The organism is Alkalibacillus filiformis (assembly GCF_030814115.1).
GTDB lineage: Bacteria > Bacillota > Bacilli > Bacillales > Alkalibacillaceae > Alkalibacillus > Alkalibacillus filiformis.
The window spans coordinates 1-18165 of the sequence record NZ_JAUSUP010000002.1; the positions used below are offsets into that span (position 1 = coordinate 1).

The following is an 18165-nucleotide window of genomic DNA, read 5'->3' on the forward strand; positions in this document are numbered from 1 at the left end:
TACCCATTTTATCCCTCCTCATTGCCCAAAATTAGATTAAATACATTGTAAGCTTTTCCAATTTTGGTGTCCAAAGGATTAAGGGGGCTTAAAAGCTCAAGCACTTTTTATCAGCGCCCGACCCAATTTATCGGCGCCCACGAATTTTTATCAGCGCTCAATTAGAACACTTCTAAAATCTGAATAACGGCTGGGCCTAACAATACAATAAAGATCGTTGGGAAAATGAAAAGCACGAGTGGGAACATCATTTTAATTGGGGCTTTCATTGCCGCTTCTTCTGCACGTTGCTTCCGTCTCTGCCTCACTTCTTCTGACTGGACGCGGAGGATCTGTACCATACCGACACCGAGCTGTTCGGCTTGGATGACACTTCCGACTAGTAATTTAATGTCATCCGCTTCAAGTCGTTCTCGCACACCAGCTAGGGCTTCTTTTCGTGTTTTACCTAATTTCAACTCTTCTAAACAGCGGCGAAACTCCGATGCTAATACACCTTCCTGCTTTGAGATCACCTTACTTAAAGCTGAGTCAAAACCTAAACCTGCTTCCATACTAACGGCTAACAAGTCGATAAAATCCGGTAATTCTTTAATCGCCCTCTCGCTACGCACTGCCGTCTTCCATTTCAAATAAGCATAAGGTAAATAGACAGCAAATGCGAACGCCAATATGATAATGAACAGACTGCGTCCAAAAGAAACGTTACCAACAATCGATAACCCGACTGCAATGAACGGAAACGATATGACTAAGATAAGCTGGACGAGCCTGTACTCAAACGGTGACATCCCAAATGGACTACCCGCTCGAAGTAATTTCAACTCCAACTCTTGTTCTTTTGCTTGCGAAATATTACGTCTAAAACTTTTGCGAAACTGTTTTAACTTAGGAGCGAAAAGGCGTTGAAATAAAGATGGCGCTTTCTCTTTTACTGGTTCTTGTTCACCTTTCCCTTGTTCTCCTTCATCAATGACCCAAGCGCGGCGTCGATTGTGCTTTTCTTTACGTTCCTTACTATACAGCACAACGCCTATTGTAAATAAAGTCATTGTTAATACAAATAATAGAACCTCCATCTACTACACCTCAATTGACGTAATTCGCCGAACTAATAAAAACCCAATCGTTGCCGAAATTGCTGCGAGTATTAATAAGATAACACCGATCGGTTCAATAAACATAACCGTCATATAACTTGGGTTCACGACATAAAGCATTCCCATCAAGATCACAGGTAACAAGCCTACGACAAGACCAGACATGCGACCTTGAGCTGTTAACGTTTGGATTTGGCCTTGAATTTTCACACGTTCGCGGATCGTAAAAACAATCTGTTCAAGTACAACGGCTAAATTACCGCCAACTTGACGTTGAATGACAATGGCTTGAATCATTAAGTCTAAATCATCACTCGGAACACGTTCTTTCAAACGGTTCAAGCTTTCTTCGAGAGATGTGCCATATTGCATTTCTTTCAACAACAAATCAAGTTCTTCTTTCACAGGGTAAGGTGATTCATTTCGGACATTTTGTAAGGCTTGCGGAAAACTAAACCCTGCTTTAAGGGCACTCACAATAGACGAAATCATTTCAGCTAAATGATCATTAAATAGTTTGATCCGCTTTTTCTTTTTGTACGATACAACGACATTCGGAATAGAGCGTCCGACAATAAAACCAATAATTAAAAATATAAAGTGATTAAAAATGAGATAAGCAATACCACCGGTTAATAAAATAGAGATCCACTTAAACATAATGAACTCTTCAGGTTTAAGTGGGATTCCCGCTTGATGCAAATCCATCTCTAACTTAGAACCCTTATCTTTCTTTTTTAAGCTTTTACGGATTTTCTCTTTCGTTAAGCGGAATTCCACCATCATTTTTCGCTGTTTGTTACGTTCACCTTTGTCCATGTTTTCTTCTTCAAACAAGTATTGATTAACTCTCTTTTTCATTTGATCATTTCTTAGCAGCACTTTTGAAAACAACGCCAGAATAAATAGGGTGACGGTTAAGAAGAACGTCCCGAATAAAAGCGCATCGATCATACGCCCCACTCCTCTTGTTCAACAAAAACATTAGCAGGGATTTTAACGCCAGAACGTTCAAGTTGCTCATAAAACTTCGGCCTTACGCCAGTTGGAACTAAATGACCGATAATTTTCCCTTGTTCATCGACACCTTCTTGTTTAAATTCAAAAATATCTTGTAAAACAATGACATCGCCTTCCATCCCTTGTACTTCAGTGATCTTTTCAATACGACGTGTTCCATCTTTAAAACGTGATTGTTGGACAATGACATCAATCGCTCCTGAAATTTGGTCACGAATCGCTTTAATCGGGAGCTCTACTCCTGCTAGTAACACCATCGTCTCAAGACGTGATAACATATCACGCGGACTGTTAGAGTGACCGGTAGCAAGCGATCCATCATGACCTGTATTCATCGCTTGAAGCATGTCTAGTGCCTCAGCTCCACGCACCTCACCAATTACGATACGATCTGGGCGCATACGCAGTGAGTTACGAACGAGATCACGAATCGTAATCGCACCTTTTCCTTCGATATTTGGTGGACGTGACTCGAGTGACACGATGTGGTCTTGTCCTAATTGCAATTCCGCTGCGTCTTCAATCGTCACAATGCGTTCATCATTTGGGATGAAGTTCGATAACACGTTTAACGTCGTCGTTTTACCTGAACCTGTACCACCACTAACAAACATATTCAAACGTGCTTTAACACACGCATCGATAAACGTGGCCATCTCCCGTGTTAACGTCCCGAAGTTAATTAAATCTTCAATTGTAAAGGGGTCAGCTGAGAATTTACGAATTGTAATCGTCGGTCCATTTAAAGCAAGCGGAGGAATAATCGCATTTACACGTGACCCATCAGGAAGGCGTGCATCAACCATCGGGCTCGTCTCATCAATACGTCTTCCAATCGGTGCGACGATTTTTTCTATAACGTGTAAAACGTGGTCATCGTCACGGAATTTAATGTCCGTAAGTTCAAGTTTACCATCGCGCTCACAATAAACTTGTTCTGGTCCATTCACCATTACTTCACTTACTGATTCATCATGTAATAGCGGATTAATCGGCCCAAAGCCTGTTAAGTCGTTTAACAGCTCGTCGATTGCTTTTTTCCGGTCAACATTACGAAACGAGTCATATTCTTGAATCGCTTCAATTGTGATGTCTTCAACAATCGATTTTAAATCTTCAAGTTCCTCATCACCTTTTACTTCTTTTAAAATTTCACGGTGGACGTAGTTTTTAAATTCTTGATGTTGCTTTGCTTTCTCAGGGTTTTCACTCTGTGTTGTCACAACTTGTTTCGGCTTCGATTTAGCTGGTGTTTCTGTAACAGCTTGTTGTTCTTCATAAACTTCTTCAACTGACGGTTCTTGTTCTTTCAACGCCACGTCACTTTGGCTCTCTTGCTCTTGTTTAGCTGGCTGCTCGTTGTTCTGCTGTTTTTGCTGTAAACGCTCTAGTAAACTCAACTTCTGACACCTCCTTTATGACTTGGAAAAGACCTTAGATAAGAGTGAACTTTTTTTCTTCTCGCTTTTCGTCCTATCTGTCACTGTTAAACTTTGTGCTAGTTTAAAAATACTCTTCGATACGTCTGATTTACTATGACTGACCGCAACTGGTACGCCTAAGTTTAAGGACTGTGCTGCGATTTTAAAGTTGTTCGGAATATAATAGGCTGATTCAACTTTCAACATTTCTGGTACCTCATCAGCTTTAATCAGACTTTCCATGTTATGCCGATTGATGACAAGTTCAGTTCTTTCCCCTAAGCCTAATTGTTCAATAGTCTCTAGTAACTTTTTCGTATGGCGTAAAGAGGCGACTTCTAACGTTGACACGGTTAAGATGCGATCAGCATTTTCAATTAAGTCGACCATCTGCCCCGTTAAACCTTGACCAGCATCTACGATTATATAGTCATATTGCTCTTTTAAAAGCGGCATTAATTTCTCAATTACTTCAGTTGTGACCAATTCTGCATATTGTGGTTGTTCAGGTGCTAACAACAAGTCAACACCTGACTGATGTTTGGCAATATAGTTTCCGAGATTGTAAGAGTCGAGTTGATTGATTTCCTCAGCTAAGTCTTTAATTGTTAAAGGAGGCTTCACATCAAACGCAAGGCCGATATCACCAAATTGAAAATCACCATCAAGAACACAAACGTCAACATTCTTCTTATTTAATGCGACAGCTAAATTCACAGCCATAAATGTCTTACCGATCCCGCCCTTAGCGCTACATATTGAAATAACTTCCCCTTGTTTATGTATACGTTCTGTTTCGTGTGGCACTTTAATCCCTCCCAACTACCACTCTATGACTCATCTTCGTTGTTCGAAGTATTACGTGAGTGAACGATGAAATGAATCGAACCCCGCTCATCAGCATTAACTAATTCAACAGCATCACTTTGGTCTAACTCCAATGTCATTGAACTGTATTCAACGAACTGCTCGCCAGCTGAATTAGCGACTAGCTCACGCCCGACAGCTAATACACGAACCTCTTCTAATATCACTTCTGAAACTTCCTCATCATCTTCTTCATACGTTAAAATGGCATCCACATAGTCTTCAGGATCGATTAAATTGGATACTGACCTAACGATATCAACCCCGACAGACACACCTCGATAACCTTCTTGCACTTTCTTTGAAACGAGCTGTGTTTCATCCATTTCAGAACGAAGACGATGCTCTAACATCACTTCGCCAGCTTCAATAGTTGTCGTTGCAATTTGACCAACAATCTCGTCAGTCGACTGTATAGCCGTTGAGTGGGCTTGTTCAGCCGGCATTGAGACAACCTCTACATCCTCATCAGAAATGATCTGATTTTCTGAAATGACTTGTGTTGCTTGGACAACATTGACTAACTCGACTTCTTCCTCAGCCACTTCTGGTTCATCTACTTGTGTAGAATAAAAAAAGATAGCGGTCGTAATGATTCCCATTAAGATCGCTACTAAAAATAACATTCTCGACTGCATATTCATCACCTACTCTGAAAGTCTAACTGTAAATGCTCCTTTATCTGGTGCTTCATCTAACTCAAACCCTGTACCTGTTCTTTCTATAAATTCCCCTTTGATTGTTTTTTCCTGACTATCCATTGGCTCTGTAATATAAAAGTATGCAAACCCGGTAATTTCGACTTCTTTCATTTGATTTTGGTCATGGTTGTGAGGTCGATAAACGGGCACTAGTAAAATACGTGGACAGTCCCTTTCATACATGTTGTCACAACTATCAATTAAAATATCAACTGCTTCCTCTGTAGGACCTGCTATATTACCCGTCTGTGTTTCAACGACTTCACCAATAGCTAATTCTTCTTGGAAACCATTTAATAGATTATCCTTGTATGTGCTAGCACCTGGGCCTTCTAATGCCAATACGCCAAAGTTACCTGTATCAACGTCTTCTTCATCAACTTTTAATTCATACTCTTCCCCATAATTAAGCTCAATCGATTCGTCAATCCCTAATGGTGCAGCACCAACCGCGCGCCCTATATTGCCTAAACTCGCTGTTGCTCTTGCTCCAATTTCTACTGAATCGATGCCAAACAAACTCATAAATGTCGTATCATACGTTCGCCCAAGCTCGACGGTCACTTTCTCACCCATATTGATGATATGACCGACCTTTGAATCAAGCTCATTATGATGAACAAGCGTCTCTTCTAAAATGTTTAAGACGTGACTTTCATCCTCTTCCGTTAACTCTTGTGCACTAGAGATCGCAGCTGCATTAGCTGTCTTTTGCAAATGCGTTCGCTCAGAGAAATACATGCCACCATCAATGACTAAACCTAATAAAGCAATTAAAGCTGTTAATGAAACAGCGGCAATGACGATCGTTGCCCCTTCTTCCTTCCGTCTAAATTGCTTTAACATCACTTTTTCTCCTCTCACTCAATGCGAATGGTCGAATCAGATGACAACGTCACCGCATCAGAAAAAATTTGACTCGCAAATGGCGTAAATGGTTCAATCGGATAGTTTAACGTGACCGTGACGTACTCACCAGGACTCCGTAAGTCTTCACTAGGAGATATTTCCACTACTAATTGGTCACTACTGCCTGTATGAAAATTCTCTTTCGCAAATTCCGTAATCGCCTCATCTTCATAACCAAACCCGCCTAATCTCACAGTCTCTTGTGCTGTAAAATGCAGGCCTGTATACGTATAAAGCATCCGCCCAACATCAAAGACACCAACTAGCATGAACAAGAGAAGCGGAATGATTAGCGCAAACTCAACCATCGATTGCCCTTTTTCATTACGTCTCATTACATCACCACTCCATCTAATAGAAATGAAGCGACTGCCCCACCGACAATCGCCACACCGTATGGAAACGTCATCTTTAAGGTGCTTTGCTGATTAAACTGTGGTTTGATTCCATATCTCATATTTAAAATGGCTCTAAACAAGTTACGCACCCGTTGAATTAAACCTTTTCGGAATATAAGCATAGCCAATCCGACTAATCCACCTAATAGTGCCATGTAAATAGCTGTAACAACGACAAATATTGGACCTTGAAATGCACCAATAACCGCTAACAACTTCACATCACCTGCTCCCATTCCACCCATCAGATATGGAATTAATAGAATTGCAAATCCTATTAAACTACCTAATAAAGCATCACCTAACCCACTTAATCCGTAAAAAAAAGAATTGAGAAGCAGAGCAGCGACAAAAGCAGGTAAAAGAACTTTATTATAAATTTTGCGTTCTTTTAAGTCTGTCACTAAACAAATAAGTAAAACAATAAATAATAGCGCATTTATAACCGTCATGTGCTCTGCCTCCAATCAGTAAGAAAATTAAGCTAGGTAGGGAATTATTCAGTCTCCACGTCTTCAGCACCAGGAGCTTCTCCAAAGTTATCAATTACTTCGTTAAATACACCCATGATTTGCTCTCCAAAAGTAGCAAGTACAGCTACAACACCAACAGCAATAACACCAAGTACTAGCGCATATTCCGCCATACCTTGTCCTTCTTCTTCTAATAAGAATTCTTTGAAAAACTGTTTCATCATTAAACACTCCTTTAATTTTTTTGAATTTCGAACTTGTCACCGATTTGTGTATCGGTCTTCTCAATGACGCCTGATTCGACTTCTATGACTGACTTTGCATGTTTTCTAATTTTCCCGAAACGGTAAGGGGACAACCGCTGATCGAGACCGACGACTTCAAGGGATTCATTAATGTAAATGACATCAATCGGAAATCTCATGAAAAATGTGTGTACCGACTGGCAGGGTATAATGTGCAATCCACAACCTGAGTTAAGACTTTTTTGAAACATAAGGCCTTTTAGCCGTTTCAAAAACGTATCCGCAGCCTTTAACTCACTGGCAATTTCCGTACCGTTTCTCAGGTTGATCACTTTCACGACTTCACCTCCGTGAATACAAATTAAACCCCGCCAATACCAAAAGGCGGGGTTTGACTCGTGGAAGAGAATAAACGATACGACAGCAAACGCGTCGGAATTTGCTAAACCTATCATTTAACCTCTATCGCACTTCCCTGATCCTTCGGTAACTGGCTAGCATCGTGCATTTGCACGGAAGCCCCTATAGCTTTGCGTCACTGGTTTTCACCAGCTTTGCCTTTATCGAGATACAGCAACTATTCGATTACTTGCATATCTCTTAATTTACATAATAGAGAAAAAGCATCAAAGGATAAATAAGGAAATGCGACTATTTTCGTCATTGTGTTTAGCGATGAAACAGCAAATTCATTCAAAACTCATAGTCCATTTTACAGACTAAAATGTCTGAAAATTGTCGAAAATTGATTTTCTATAGAAAAAAATATAAAATTACTAGTCTTAAAGACTCTGTTTTTTTAATTTCGTATTTTTTACAAATTTCTGTCCGTTTTTATAAAAATATGCCAAATGAACTAACCTTTCATTAGAATAATAGTTTGTTACAATGAAAGTTAGACTTTAAAAAGCGAGATGAAACTATGACGAAGCTTAAATTCTACTTATATACATCATTCGTAGCGTTATATATGATTAACCTGTTTGCTAACAGCGAGATTTTGACTTACACCCAAGGAATGATTGGGGTTATAGCGCTTGTCGTTTCAGTTTATGGTGCTAGTAAGACGTATCAAATCATCGGGGTTGTTTTTACAATCATCGCAACTCTATTATTCGCGACACATGACATACCAATTACAAACACCCTCCCCTATTTCACGTCAATGGGGCTATTAATATCGTTGTTATATGTTATACCTTTCATAAACCATTACATGATTGTTGGACGGTTTGACCAGTCGCTGTACAAAATCTTACAATCTAACACACAAAACCTTGGGAAATTTTATACGAAATCTTATTTAACGAGTTATGCGTTAACGTTGTTTATTTTTATTTCGATGATCCCGATGTCTTATCAGTTTATTAAAGATCGGACAAAAGACTTCAATGACCATTTGACACACCAGTTTGCGACACGTTCCATTTTAAGACCGTTAGCTACTGCAAATGTATGGAGTCCTATTGAAGTCTACACTGCTCTAGTCGTCGCTATTACAGGAGCCTACTACTTACAATTACTGCCGATTTTATTAGCTTTTTCGATTATTATGGTGATCATCGACCTTTTAATTAACTATAATCGTTACAAAGGTTACACCATTTCTACTGAAAGCGACTCCAATCCCTTAAGTCGAGAAACGGTCCGTAAACTAATTCTACTCGTTGTATTTCTCGTCCTGTTTGTTACGACTGCTACGGTGACACATCGGGCATTAAATCTTGAGTTTTTCGATGCCATCGTCTTAATCATCATTCCATATACGCTCGTGTGGGCACTAGTGACAAACCGCTTCACGACACTCATTCGCTACAATCAGAAAGTATGGGATGGTCAACTATGGACGATGCAAAATTTCATGATGTTATTGTTACCTGTTGGCTTCTTCAACGAAGTCGTTACTGATACAGGCGTTTTCGATCAACTGCTCGAAGGCTTATCGTGGTTACAACACCAACCGCTACTCCTGTTCATATTCATTATGTTCAGTTCAATGACGTTAGCTTTTTTCGGGTTCCATCCATTAGTGACGTTAAGCTTAATTGGATTGTTTGTAACACCATTTTTAGACACCATTAGCCCACTAAGTATTTCGATTGTGATGATTATCTCTGTCGTACTAAATGACATGACAGGTACATTTAACATCCCAATTACGATGCTTAACCAGTACTTTAAACGTAACCCATATCAACTGACTTCATGGAATATTGGCTATGCACTCATTTTTGGTACTGTCGGCATCGCCATTGCATACTTGTTCATTTAAAATAAATCACCCCTGAAAGTTAGAAGTTAAGATCTAACTCTCAGGGGTGTTTTTTACTTATAGCCATATAGCTCATCACAATATTTTGCTAATGAGAGGTCTTTTTCCGTAATGCCACCTTCATCCCATGACGTCCACTTCACGGTCACCGTTTTATAATCAATAACAATGTGAGGGTGGTGATCTTTTGCCTCTGCTTGATTAGCGACTTGCCTTACAAAATCAATACCAACTAAATACTCATCAAACTTGAATTGCCGCTTCAACGTCCTACCTTGCTCAAGCTCCCATTCCGTTAATTTCTCTAACGAACTTTGAACATCAGCATCTGACAGTTTCGCCAAAATATTGCCTCCTTACTTAGATTCATTCAATTCTTCAATATATGCTTTTACTTTATTTAAATGTTCCCCATCTTCTTTAATTATAATCTTTTTAATTAAAGGTTTATAAATTAAGTTTCTTAAACCTGATGTCGTGATGTTTCCATCAAAATTAACCGTCGTCTGACCATCATGCTCTACGAACGTATAACGATACGTTAGGTACAGCTTATTTTGCTCACTTTTGACAACAAACCGTTGATTCGGTTCATACTCGATGACTTCCCACGTATTATTAACGTTCTGCCCCTTAATGTGACGCGTTTCAGTCATTTTCGTCCCTTCAGTCACTTTATCTTGATTAAGCTTTAAATCAATTATATGATCTAACTTTTCCACTGCATACTCATATCTTGATATAACTCGAAAAACTTGATCAATTGGCGCATCAATTGTAATAGATCTTGTAAAGCTCACAGCTCAATCCCCCCTAAAACTCCCTCTATTTCATATGACTATTTTAACATAAGCGACGTGTAACTTTCATAATAGAAAAAATATTCCCAAAGTCTATTGTCGTTCGTTCAACGTAAGAGTAAAATAAGACTAAAATTCAATAAGCTAGGTGATGAAGTCATGCAAATTAGAGAGATTGAAGACCGAGATAATAAAGCTATGGAGCATATTATTAAAAAATCACTAGAATCCTTTAACTTAGATATACCTGGAACAGCTTACTTTGACCCTGAATTAAGTAACTTAACTGAACATTACGCTAAACAATCAAAAGCGCAATACTGGGTCATCGTTAATGACGAAAATGATGTATTAGGCGGTGTCGGCATTGGACCATTCCAAGACGACATTAGTGAGTTGCAAAAGCTATACGTTAAACCCGAGGCACAAGGGTTAGGTTTATCCAAAAATCTAATGGAAGTGGCACTTAATTTTGCCAAACAACATTACACACACTGTTACTTAGAGACGATGGAAATATTACATGCCGCTAATCATTTGTATGTCCAATTCGGCTTTGAACAACTTAAGCAACCGTTAGACGGATCAGACCATGGTACAATGGATACATGGTTTATTAAAGAGTTATAAAGGTGATTTAATATAGGGGCTCAACATAAATGTTACAGTAGTCAATTCCCCTCTCGTTTAACGATTACTTGAAAGCTCTCGAATCCTGTTAATGTCATGTCATAATGTATAAGCACGCAAATCCCTTTGTTTTAGCGGTTTAAAACAAGGGTAACAAGCGTTACTTTCGGTTAAAGCACAGAGTTGGTATCAGGTGAGGAGCGAAGGTGGCGACTCCAGGTCGGCTAAAAGCGGTCACGTCCTGTGACCAACGCCGACATTAGACCGTCCGGGTCGTCACGGGAACAGCACGAGGCTCGAGACCCCACAGGCCCCGCCTTTTGGGCCGAGTGATGCACCTGCGTCTACAAGCAATGCTTCGAAGAAGGCTTCCTCGGTGCAAGTTTCACAGATGCAGTTTCGATGAGGTTGCCTGGCTCGAGCCGTGCCCCTGCATAGAAAACACTGCGACAAACGACCTTAGGGAGTTTGAGCAGATGTTGCACTTGTGCCCTGTGGGTAAAAGCGTCCACCGAGAGCGGATCACATGATACCAACGGTTAAGGTTGAGAACGTAAAAAACAGTCCAATGAAAGGATATTCCCAACATTGAACTGCTTTTTATTAAGCCAAACTTTCTTGATCTAGTACTTTCACAGTTGTAATATATTGCTTAACTTCATCTAGACTCATCGGTTTTTGGAAGTGATAACCTTGGAAGTACTCACATCCCATAGCTTTTAACGTCGTAAATTGCTCTTCATACTCAATACCTTCAGAAACAACTTTCAAATCTAGGTCATGAGCCAATTTAATAATCGTCTCACAAATCGTTCTGTCTACAAAACCATCATGAATATTTTTCACAAAGGAACCATCTAGTTTGATCGTATCTAACGGTAAGTTTCTTAAATAATTTAAAGACGAGTAAATTGTTCCAAAATCATCAACCCATACTTGAATGCCTAACTCTCGTAATTGCTCGATTACTTGGGCAGCTTCTTTTAAATTAATCACTAAAGACGATTCTGTGATCTCTACAGCTAACAAATCAGCTGGAAATCCTGTTCTCTCTAAAGTTGCTTTCAGCTCTTCTACATAGTGACCTTTAACGATATGTTTAGCCGATACGTTAACTGACAGAATAAACTTCTGCCCTAACGCATCCATTAATTGCTTCATCTCACGACATGCATACTCACAGACGTAACGATCGATCTCATCGACAAACCCTTCTTCTTCCGCAAAAGGAATAAACTTATTCGGCGGAATCGTCCCTTGTTCAGGGTGTGGCCAACGTACGAGCACTTCAAAACCATAGACTTTACCACACCCACTCATTAACGGTTGATAGTTCGGGCGAATTTGACCTTCTTCAATACCGCGACGAATCATGAACATATATTTCTCATTTCTCACGGTCTGAGAGTGTAGATGGCCAATTGACCTTCTCTGGGTCTTTATATGAATCTTGTAAATTAACATGACGTTGATTGGCTTCAATATAATTGGTCACAATCAAGGTAATTAACTCTTTAAAAGATTCAATTGTCGCTAATTCCTCATCGCTCGGCTCTCTTACCTCTGTAGAGTACATTGCGAATACACCCACAACATGATTGCTTTCAGGCGCAAAGATTGGAACCGACCAACACGATTTAAGTTCTAACTCTTCAACTACACTTCGAAAAGGGTCCCATTTCTCATCTATACTAATATCAGTCGTGACAACAAGCTCTCTGCGACAAGCAGCCGTACCACAAGTACCCATACCTTCATACAGTTCGATCCCTGTATAATGACCCATCATTTCTTCAGGCAAACTATGAGTAACACCACCTGTAAAATGAGTACCTGTCTCATCTAACAGCATAATCGTACCTTTAGACGATTCAAAACGTTGTTCAAAAAATTTAATCGCTTTAATTAATACATCTTTTAATGGTACACCATCACTTATATATTCCGTTATATATTGATACCCTTCCACAAACTCTTCAGGGGTTAATACAAATTGATTTTGATCCCGATCATAATCACTCATGTTACGGGCCTCCTAACCATACTTTAGACTCAGATTACACGCAAAATTATTTATATTTAATATTTCCTCTTTCATATATATCAATTCCACTGTTATATATAGACTTTAGAATTAGAACTAAATATCTAAATAAAACCACATGTTTTCCAGTGTAACATATTATAATACCTTAAGCTCTTTTTAATTTACGCCATAATGTTGAACGATTTATTCCTAGCCTTTTAGCGGCTCTCGATTGATTATAATTTTCTTCTTCTAACACAGATTCAATCACTTGAATCTCTATATCCTCAAGTGTTCCTTCTAACTGATAAATTGACGCAGTACGTGAATCACGCTTTTCCTTTAAATATCGTTTAACGTGATCAGCTTTCAACACATACCCTTTCTCAGCTAGTACAACGGTTTGGATGAACGACCTTAACTCCCTCACTTGTCCAGGCCAATCATACTTAGCTAATTCCTTAACGACATCACCTTGAACTTTAATAACACTAGTTCCTAAGTTTTGATGAAAATGGGCAACAAATAAAGTCAACAATCCCTTTAGATCTTCCTCACGCTCATTAATAGATGGAACGAAAATTTCTAACGCCTTATAAGACAATCGCGAGTCAAAACGGTGTAATAAAGACTCTGTCACAGACAATACCACTTTAATATTGGCTTCAATCGCTTTATTTAAAAAACGACTTAACAAATTCAAACGTTCAATTGCAAGCTGAGAGGTATGACGCAAATAGATCGTTCCTACATGCGAGGCTAACAGTTCATCTAAATACTCATACTGGCAACGGTTTAAGTCAACTTCGAGGAATGTTTTCCCAGTTTGACTTAAGTCATGCATATACTGAGCTAGCAAACCTCTCCCAGTCCCTGGATCACCAACTAAGAAAAATAAATTGTGCGTCTCTAAACCACTATGAATGACTCGCATAACAGCACTCATCGCTTCACTCTCAGCAATTACAGTCGGCTTTTGTTTAACTTCAATCTTTTGAACCCAAGAAAGCTGACTTAATAAATCATTATTCGTAAAAAAACTTAAAAGAAAATAATGCTCACCATTATTTTGTAAAGTCTCTATCTTTATATCGACTTGTTCGTTTTCCTTTACATAATATCGCCAATTAATTTTGTTTGTAAGAGAAACTTCTTTCGTAATACTCATAATTTCCTCTTCGTCGATCGGACACGAAGAAAAACGATCCCATACATCAATTAGCACTTCACCATTTCGGTTAACAATCATAAAGTCATCGTACTTCTTATGGATAATATCCGACAGCAACTCGATTTTAGATAAGTTCCATTCATAAAACTCATATTGTTTCTTCGCAAAATCAATAGCATCTATCACTGTCTCTCGTCCGGTTTGAATTAAGAAGCTTTCTAGTCCATGGTGTTTAGCTGACTCTGAGGTACCTACATCACCTAAAATTAATTCATAGCCTAATTCCTTTAACTGAATAACAGTTGGTTCAATCTCATCTATATGTTCAATCGTAAATACATCAACAGATAAATCCAAAATATCAATAATAGCTTGAGCACCTAACGTCATTGTAGGATAACAAACGATTGCCTTCTTTTGGTCAAAATCGTTCGCCATTGTTAAAACACGCAACAAATCATAACCAGAAATCGAAACATCGATCACTGGTATATTCGTCATCTCACGAATTAAGTGTGCCGTTACAGCACGACTTATGATGACATCATAGCCTTCTTCTTCAGCACGACAAGCTATTCTAGCTCCTTCTTCCATATTACCAACTTCAATAGATAAGTCGACTCCGTAAATTTCATCACGGCACTCTTCAATAAGCGGAACCATTGATGCATAAGGTGCAATGAATTTCACCTTTATGTTCATATTTACAACACCTCTATATTAAATGTTTATTTTTTATGTTTAGTAATTGCAATATACAACATAAACCGATATATTTCGACTGTTTTAAGCATTTTTTCAACAAAATAAGACATAATAAATAGACCCACACTTGACATTTTGAATTATACGTTTAAAATGTATTATATAAATTAAATTATTTAATTACCTTTCTGAAAGGTGGATTTCTAAATGAGTGAAGACTTAACGCGCGTACATGAGTCTGAAGACGTCATGATTAGTGCGATTGCTCAGTCGATGACTGTCTACGGGGTTTCTGCTTCTGTTGGGCGAATTTATGGAGTCCTTTATTTCTCAGAAGAACCATTAACATTAGATGAGATTAAAGACCAAGTTGCCATGAGTAAAGCAAGTGTGAGCAATGGCATAAGAGAGTTAATAGAAACGGAAATGGTAACGAAAGTTTGGAAGAAAGGCGAACGTAAAGATCATTTTATCGCCGAAAAAGACTTCCTAAGAAATTTCATTAACTTCTTTGTGAAAACGTTACGTGTCGAACGCAACTTAATTAACAAAGCCATTGAACAGACCGAACCAACGATTTCAGAAGTTGCAGAACAGACCGAAGATGAAGAAGCTGAGCGAATCGCTAAACGAGATTTAGAACTGATCCAAGAATCAAAAGACTACCTAGATTGGTTAATGCGTCTAGCAAACTCTTTAGAATCAGGCAAAATCTTTGAACATCTACCGAAGAAATAGACAAAAAGGGGACATTCTATGAAGAAAAGCGATTCAGCCTTAGTGTTAATTGACTTACAAAAAGAATCAAACTTTGGCTTAGATCATATGGAAGAAGTCATTAAAAATACTGAAAAGCTATTACCAGCTTTTCGAGCGTCTAATTTACCTATTATTTATACACGTCATATTAATAGAGCTGACGCTGTCGGCTTATCAGAAGGCGAACCATTAAACGAAGATGGATCACCTTTCTATTATCATGACGGCACAGACCAAATTGAAATCTTTGACGAGATAAAACCAGAAAAAGATGAAATCGTCATCGATAAATACCGTTGGAGTGCTTTTCATGACACTAGTTTAGATCTTATGCTAAAAAGCTTAGGCGTCAAACACTTATACATTGGCGGTGTTGTAACAGATGGTTGTTTAATGACATCAGTGTTTGATGCATATTTTAGAGATTATCAAATTAATTTGATCCATGATATCACTTCAGCAAGTAATGCAGGTGCCCATCAGTCAGCGATTTTAACGATGACGAATTGGGTTTACAACATGAAGATTTATGACACAGATCAGCTTATCAAGAAGTTAAATGGACAATCACACAATTTCTTTGAAACAGATCGCGCTGATGCGATGCAATTTACAGCAGAAACGATGCAAGATCAATTTAATAAAATTGTTAGCAAACTAGCTGAATAGTTAGTTTCTAAATATAAAGAAACAATCACTTAGTTGAATCACTTTACAATCACTTAATTCAATTAACAGAAAGGGAGTTTTTGTTAACATGAAGAAACTTATTGCACTTACTGCAATGATCACTATGCTTATTCTTGCAGCATGTGGTGGGGATAACGGACAAGAAGGTACAGAAGAAGCTTCAGAAGAAAAAGGAGAAATCGTATTTGGCCAGACATCTTGGACAAGTACAGAAGCACCAACACAAATTGCAAAGCAAATTTTAGAAGAAGTTGGTTATGATGTTGAGATTACTTTACTAGACCAACCCGTTATTTGGGAAGGTTTAGAGAACGAAGAGATCCACTTCTTTATGGATGCTTGGCTTCCATACACAGAAGCTGCACTATGGGAAGACTATCAAGATACACTACAACAAGTATCAACAAGCTATGAGGAAGTTCCTCTAGGCTGGGTTGTTCCAGAATATGTTGACGCCGATACAATTGGTGACTTAGAAGGTCGCGCTGATGAATTCGATGGCGAAATCGTTACAATCGGTGAAGGTGCAGGCATTGTTGAATTAACGTATGACGTTATGGAAGAGGAAAACTATAACCTAGATGGTTTCGAAGTGACGCCAACTAGTGAAGCAGCTATGTTAGGTGTTATGAACTCTAAGATCGATAACGAAGAACCATTTATCATTACAGGGTGGAGACCACACTCTATGTTCGCACAGCATGATCTTAAATTCTTAGAAGATACAGAAGGTCACTTCCAGTATGATAATGTTTACGTTCTTTCATACCAAGGTATTGAAGATCAACCAGAACATCAAGAAGCATATGACATCTTATCTCAGTGGAGCATCGACGTTGATGACTTAGAAGAAATGATGTATGACTACGAAAACAACGATGTTGACTTCGAAGACTCTGCAGCAGAGTGGATTGAAGAAAACCGCGACACTGTAGATGAGTGGATTAACTAAATTTGTGAGCAATTCCCCTAAAATAATTATATAGTGTTAAGAACAAATGGGCGGGCGCTGAAGTATTAGCGTTCGCCTATTTGTTTATGAAAAAAGCCAGGGACCCCCTGACTTTTTTCGTCATTTCCTCGGAAATATTGTCCCTATTTGTCTAAATCATCACTAAAGATATTAAAACGGTCCCACACAACTTCTAACTCTTCTAAATGCTGTTCAATCTCTTTACGTTTACGACGCCCTACTGCTGTAATCAATGCGTTAATTAAGCTTAACGGAGCAACAAACGAATCGATCAATGATGACATGTCACTCCTAGCACACAATGACACATCAGCATATGGAATGAGTGGTGACATTCTATTATCAGTAATAGCAACCACCTTCGTTCCACGATCATGAGCAAATGAAACAGCCTCAACTGTATTTTTCGTATAACGCGCAAAACTTAAGCCTATAACAACATCATCTTCATCAAGGCGGAACAACTTCTCTGACACACCGTGCGGATTACGAATAAGTTCCGCGTTTTCTAACATGACATCAAAATAGAATTCTAAAAAAGACCCAAGCGAAACAGCACTTCGATTAGCTACTATAAAAATGCGCTTCGCATTCACAATTAAATCAACGGCTTGATTAAAGTCATCCATATTTAACTGCTGCGTCATTTCACGAATGCGATCGATGTCCTCTTCAAACATCTCAACTGTTGCTTGTCCTTCTTCATCATAAATATCTTCAGAGATTTTGAGTTGTTCAACAGTCGTTAATTGCTTTTTCATTGCATCTTGAAGTGACTTTTGGAACTCAGGATAGCCACTGTAACCTAAATAAGTGGCGAAGCGATACACGGTCGCTTCACCAACTCCTACTTGCTTAGCCAATTCTCCAACTGTCAAGAACGGAACAGAGTTCATATGGCTTAACACGTATCGTGCAATTTCACGCTGTGACTTGCTCATGTCAGGAAGTTTATTTGTAATTACTTGATACAAATCAGCCATAAAACTCCACCCCTTAAAAATT

21 protein-coding genes and 1 riboswitch are annotated in these 18165 nt (G+C 38.7%); of the genes, 5 read left to right on the forward strand and 16 right to left on the reverse strand.

From position 1 onward, the window contains the following. Window positions 1–161: 161 nt before the first annotated feature. From J2R98_RS05550 to J2R98_RS05595, 10 genes are read right to left on the reverse strand one after another with little or no spacing between them, the layout of a single operon-like run. Window positions 162–1079 carry a type II secretion system F family protein gene (locus J2R98_RS05550; protein WP_307066938.1) on the reverse strand — a complete coding sequence of 306 codons (918 nt, stop codon included), beginning with the start codon at window positions 1077–1079 and terminating at the stop codon, window positions 162–164. Window positions 1080–1082: 3 nt separating this feature from the next. Further along, window positions 1083–2054, reverse strand: coding sequence for a type II secretion system F family protein (locus J2R98_RS05555; RefSeq protein WP_307066939.1), 972 nt, complete (start codon window positions 2052–2054; stop codon window positions 1083–1085). Next, window positions 2051–3520: a TadA family conjugal transfer-associated ATPase gene (locus J2R98_RS05560; protein ID WP_307066941.1), complete on the reverse strand. Its 1470-nt coding sequence runs from the start codon at window positions 3518–3520 to the stop codon at window positions 2051–2053. Before J2R98_RS05560 ends, J2R98_RS05555 begins: the two co-directional genes overlap by 4 nt. Before the next feature lie 15 nt (window positions 3521–3535). Continuing rightward, window positions 3536–4348 (reverse strand): CpaE/TadZ family protein, encoded by an 813-nt coding sequence (locus J2R98_RS05565; RefSeq protein ID WP_307066943.1) that lies wholly within the window; start codon window positions 4346–4348, stop codon window positions 3536–3538. Between the two features lie 23 nt (window positions 4349–4371). Beyond that, on the reverse strand, window positions 4372–5046 hold the full coding sequence (gene cpaB / locus J2R98_RS05570) for a Flp pilus assembly protein CpaB (RefSeq protein WP_307066945.1): 675 nt from the start codon (window positions 5044–5046) through the stop codon (window positions 4372–4374). Between the two features lie 9 nt (window positions 5047–5055). Next, on the reverse strand, window positions 5056–5955 hold the full coding sequence (locus J2R98_RS05575) for a pilus assembly protein TadG-related protein (protein ID WP_307066946.1): 900 nt from the start codon (window positions 5953–5955) through the stop codon (window positions 5056–5058). Between the two features lie 14 nt (window positions 5956–5969). Then, complete coding sequence (locus tag J2R98_RS05580) at window positions 5970–6353, reverse strand: TadE/TadG family type IV pilus assembly protein (protein WP_307066948.1); 384 nt, start codon at window positions 6351–6353, stop codon at window positions 5970–5972. Then, window positions 6353–6868, reverse strand: coding sequence for an A24 family peptidase (locus tag J2R98_RS05585; protein ID WP_307066950.1), 516 nt, complete (start codon window positions 6866–6868; stop codon window positions 6353–6355). The genes J2R98_RS05580 and J2R98_RS05585 overlap by 1 nt, the downstream gene beginning before the upstream one ends. 44 nt (window positions 6869–6912) lie before the next feature. Then, on the reverse strand, window positions 6913–7110 hold the full coding sequence (locus tag J2R98_RS05590) for a Flp family type IVb pilin (protein ID WP_307066952.1): 198 nt from the start codon (window positions 7108–7110) through the stop codon (window positions 6913–6915). Window positions 7111–7124: 14 nt separating this feature from the next. Continuing rightward, on the reverse strand, window positions 7125–7466 hold the full coding sequence (locus tag J2R98_RS05595; protein WP_307066953.1) for a DUF192 domain-containing protein: 342 nt from the start codon (window positions 7464–7466) through the stop codon (window positions 7125–7127). A gap of 150 nt (window positions 7467–7616) precedes the next feature. Next, window positions 7617–7703: riboswitch (cyclic di-GMP riboswitch) on the reverse strand. A 353-nt stretch (window positions 7704–8056) separates the two neighbouring features. Here J2R98_RS05595 and J2R98_RS05600 point away from each other — a divergent pair. Beyond that, on the forward strand, window positions 8057–9406 hold the full coding sequence (locus J2R98_RS05600) for a hypothetical protein (protein WP_307066955.1): 1350 nt from the start codon (window positions 8057–8059) through the stop codon (window positions 9404–9406). 53 nt (window positions 9407–9459) lie between these two features. Here J2R98_RS05600 and J2R98_RS05605 read toward each other — a convergent pair whose 3' ends face one another. Both J2R98_RS05605 and J2R98_RS05610 read right to left on the reverse strand, forming a co-directional pair. Beyond that, complete coding sequence (locus J2R98_RS05605) at window positions 9460–9750, reverse strand: 4a-hydroxytetrahydrobiopterin dehydratase (protein WP_307066957.1); 291 nt, start codon at window positions 9748–9750, stop codon at window positions 9460–9462. A 12-nt stretch (window positions 9751–9762) separates the two neighbouring features. Next, window positions 9763–10206, reverse strand: a complete 444-nt coding sequence (locus J2R98_RS05610; RefSeq protein ID WP_307066959.1) for an SRPBCC family protein — start codon at window positions 10204–10206, stop codon at window positions 9763–9765. A 159-nt stretch (window positions 10207–10365) separates the two neighbouring features. Between J2R98_RS05610 and J2R98_RS05615 the strand changes: the two genes are divergently transcribed. Then, complete coding sequence (locus J2R98_RS05615; RefSeq protein ID WP_307066961.1) at window positions 10366–10836, forward strand: GNAT family N-acetyltransferase; 471 nt, start codon at window positions 10366–10368, stop codon at window positions 10834–10836. 603 nt (window positions 10837–11439) lie between these two features. Here J2R98_RS05615 and J2R98_RS05620 read toward each other — a convergent pair. The 3 genes from J2R98_RS05620 to J2R98_RS05630 all read right to left on the reverse strand — a co-directional run bounded on the left by J2R98_RS05620 (window position 11440) and on the right by J2R98_RS05630 (window position 14735). After that, entirely contained in the window at window positions 11440–12216 is a 777-nt protein-coding gene (locus J2R98_RS05620; protein ID WP_307066963.1) for a putative bifunctional diguanylate cyclase/phosphodiesterase, read from the reverse strand. 7 nt (window positions 12217–12223) lie between these two features. Continuing rightward, window positions 12224–12859, reverse strand: a complete 636-nt coding sequence (locus tag J2R98_RS05625; RefSeq protein ID WP_307066965.1) for a GAF domain-containing protein — start codon at window positions 12857–12859, stop codon at window positions 12224–12226. Between the two features lie 169 nt (window positions 12860–13028). Next, window positions 13029–14735, reverse strand: a complete 1707-nt coding sequence (locus tag J2R98_RS05630) for a sigma-54-dependent transcriptional regulator (RefSeq protein ID WP_307066967.1) — start codon at window positions 14733–14735, stop codon at window positions 13029–13031. A gap of 210 nt (window positions 14736–14945) precedes the next feature. Between J2R98_RS05630 and J2R98_RS05635 the strand changes: the two genes are divergently transcribed. The 3 genes from J2R98_RS05635 (at window position 14946) to J2R98_RS05645 (ending at window position 17139) form a co-directional block, all read left to right on the forward strand. After that, window positions 14946–15476, forward strand: coding sequence for a GbsR/MarR family transcriptional regulator (locus tag J2R98_RS05635; protein WP_307066969.1), 531 nt, complete (start codon window positions 14946–14948; stop codon window positions 15474–15476). An 18-nt stretch (window positions 15477–15494) separates the two neighbouring features. After that, the gene (locus J2R98_RS05640) at window positions 15495–16166 is read left to right on the forward strand and encodes a cysteine hydrolase family protein (protein ID WP_307066971.1); all 672 of its coding nucleotides are present in this window, start codon (window positions 15495–15497) and stop codon (window positions 16164–16166) included. 88 nt (window positions 16167–16254) lie between these two features. Continuing rightward, window positions 16255–17139 carry a glycine betaine ABC transporter substrate-binding protein gene (locus J2R98_RS05645; protein ID WP_307066973.1) on the forward strand — a complete coding sequence of 295 codons (885 nt, stop codon included), beginning with the start codon at window positions 16255–16257 and terminating at the stop codon, window positions 17137–17139. A 143-nt stretch (window positions 17140–17282) separates the two neighbouring features. Here J2R98_RS05645 and J2R98_RS05650 read toward each other — a convergent pair whose 3' ends face one another. After that, on the reverse strand, window positions 17283–18143 hold the full coding sequence (locus J2R98_RS05650; RefSeq protein WP_307066975.1) for a MurR/RpiR family transcriptional regulator: 861 nt from the start codon (window positions 18141–18143) through the stop codon (window positions 17283–17285). Window positions 18144–18165: the final 22 nt, after the last annotated feature.